This is a genomic window from bacterium (assembly GCA_035370465.1).
Lineage (GTDB): Bacteria > Ratteibacteria > UBA8468 > B48-G9 > JAFGKM01 > JAGGVW01.
Window position 1 is genome coordinate 1 of the sequence record DAOOVW010000090.1, and the last position, 2,512, is coordinate 2,512.

Annotated in this window: 2 protein-coding genes; both read right to left on the reverse strand. The window is 35.2% G+C overall.

The genetic code is table 11. The features are described from left to right. Nucleotides 1–464: 464 nt before the first annotated feature. Nucleotides 465–974, reverse strand: a complete 510-nt coding sequence (locus PLW95_08060; protein HOV22609.1) for a 5-formyltetrahydrofolate cyclo-ligase — start codon at nucleotides 972–974, stop codon at nucleotides 465–467. After that, nucleotides 928–2,334 carry a replication-associated recombination protein A gene (locus PLW95_08065; protein ID HOV22610.1) on the reverse strand — a complete coding sequence of 469 codons (1,407 nt, stop codon included), beginning with the start codon at nucleotides 2,332–2,334 and terminating at the stop codon, nucleotides 928–930. The genes PLW95_08060 and PLW95_08065 overlap by 47 nt, the downstream gene beginning before the upstream one ends. Nucleotides 2,335–2,512 lie beyond the last annotated feature (178 nt).

Sequence of the window (2,512 nt, forward strand, 5' to 3'; positions counted from 1 at the left end):
AAATTTTTCACTCTCATCCGCACCAGCTCGGCGTAAGCAAATCATAGTGAAGTATCAGGGGAAAGACAACGCCGAGGTTCCACCACTCCGGCTGTACCAAATTTATAATACATTAGCCTCAAAAAGCAACTTTCCCTCGTCTTCCTCTCCCCGGTGGGGAGAGGATAGGTGAGGGGACTTTTTCTTTTACATTTTCCTCATTTTTTTCTTGCTACTGGCTACTTTTATTAAACCCCGTTTCCTTACATTGCTCTTACCTTGTAGGGCTGGTTCGTATGCTTTCCTTAAACTGCTCCGCAGGATCCCTCTGGGCATAGCCAACGGGCGAGCCTGTGGACTGTGTAGAACAATCCCCCCTCAACCCTCGCCTTCTCCCCCTCTGGGAGAAGGGAAAAACTTCCTAACGATAATATATTACCCAAATTTTTCTACTTAAAACATTATAACTTCTTTTCTCTTTACTTTCAACACCTTATAATTCTTTTTTCAGTAATTATCAAATCCACTTTACTATCATATTCCTTCACTGGCAATTTATCTTCTAAAACCTGGAAATCAAAAGCAAGGGCAACTTTAAACACATTTTTTAAATTCTGAAAAAATTTGTCATAAAATCCCTCTCCCCTCCCAATTCTATTCCCATATATATCAAATACAATACCTGGTGTAATTGATAAATTTATTTCATCATAAGAGACAGTATCATTATTCTTTGGTTGAGGGATTTTCTTATTAAAATCAATATCTGAAAAAGATAGAATTTTCACAGGAATAAAAATCTTTTCTATCCAGTCAATTTTGGGAACACATATTCTTTTACCATTTGAGAGAGCCGTTTTAATAATTAAATCTGTTTTAACTTCTCTATCAACATTGACATAAGTAAGAACACAGGAGAAATTTTCTAATGACAAAGTACTTAAAAACTTATTTTGGATTACAATACTTTTTTCCTTCCATTCCTCCTTCTCCATCCTTTCTCTTTTGTTCTTTATTTCTTTCCTTATTTCCTCTTTTTTCATATTCTTTTTTAAGTCGTTCAATAAAATTTAAATAACTTTTTATTCTTTTTTCATAACCAATATCTGTTGGAATATAAAAATTTTTTTCTCCATAAACATATTTTTGAGGATAATAATGATATGGATAATCATGTGGATAGATATATCCCTGCCCCCTTTTTAATTCTTCTGCTCCTTTATACCCGCCATGTTGAAGATACTCAGGAACAACTTTAGTTTTTTCGCTTTCAACATCTTCAATTGCTTTTTCAATTGCAAGATATGATGAATTACTTTTAGGTGCAGTAGCCACATAAATTGTTGCCTGTGCAAGAATAATCCTGCTTTCTGGCATACCTATAACTTCAACTGCTTGATAGCAAGCATTCGCAATTAAAAGTGCTTGTGGGTCTGCATTACCAACATCTTCACTTGCACATATCAAAATCCTTCTTGCAATAAATTTAGGGTCTTCACCACTCGCAATCATCTTTGCTAAATAATAAATAGCAGCATCAGGGTCAGAACCACGCATACTTTTAATAAAAGCAGAAATTGTATCATAGTGCCGGTCCTCTCTATCATACAAGAGATACTTTTTCTGCATACATTCTCTGGCAATATCAATATCAAAATTTATAACTCCATCTGAATTAACAGGAGCAATTGAAACACCAATTTCAAGAGTATTTAACGATTTTCTTGCATCCCCTTCACTTGATTTTACAATATATTTTATTGCTTCCTCTGTTATTTTTAAGTTATAGTTTCCCAATCCCTTCTTTCTATCCTTAATTGCATTTTTTATTATTCTCTCAATATCCTCATCAGTTAATGGTTTTAATTCAAAAACAGTGCATCTTGAAAGTAAAGGTGTATTTATATAAAAATACGGATTATGAGTTGTAGTTCCTATCAAAATTATAATACCTTCTTCAACATCTCTCATTAAAGCGTCCTGTTGCAATTTATTGAAATGTGAAATTTCATCCAAAAATAAAATAGTTGATTTTCCTGTTTGACTGAACTTTTCTCTTGCAATTTTTATTACTTCTCGTACATCTGAAACAGTAGAGGTAACTGCATTAAGAGGATAAAATGGCTTTTTCGTCTGATGTGCAATAAGAAAAGCAAGGGCTGTCTTTCCACATCCTGGCGGACCAAATAAAATCATTGAAGGAATATTATCCTTCTCTATAAGTTTTCTTAAAATCTTCCCCTCACCTAATAAATGTTGCTGTCCAACATACTCATCAAGTATTTCAGGACGCATTTTAACTGAGAGGGAGTTCCTTTCAAAATTCTGTTGTTCTGGTTCAAAAAGGTCTTCCATTTTCTTTAATGTGGAGGACAGTCCTCCACCAAACTTTCAATGGGCGGTACAGGACTTGAACCTGTGCCGTCGCTTTCGCTCCTGGGACAGGGGTGCTTCCCCCTCGGGCGTAGCCCTACGGGCGAGCCTTTCCCAACGATACCCCCAATACGAAATACATTATTATAAATATGGGAAA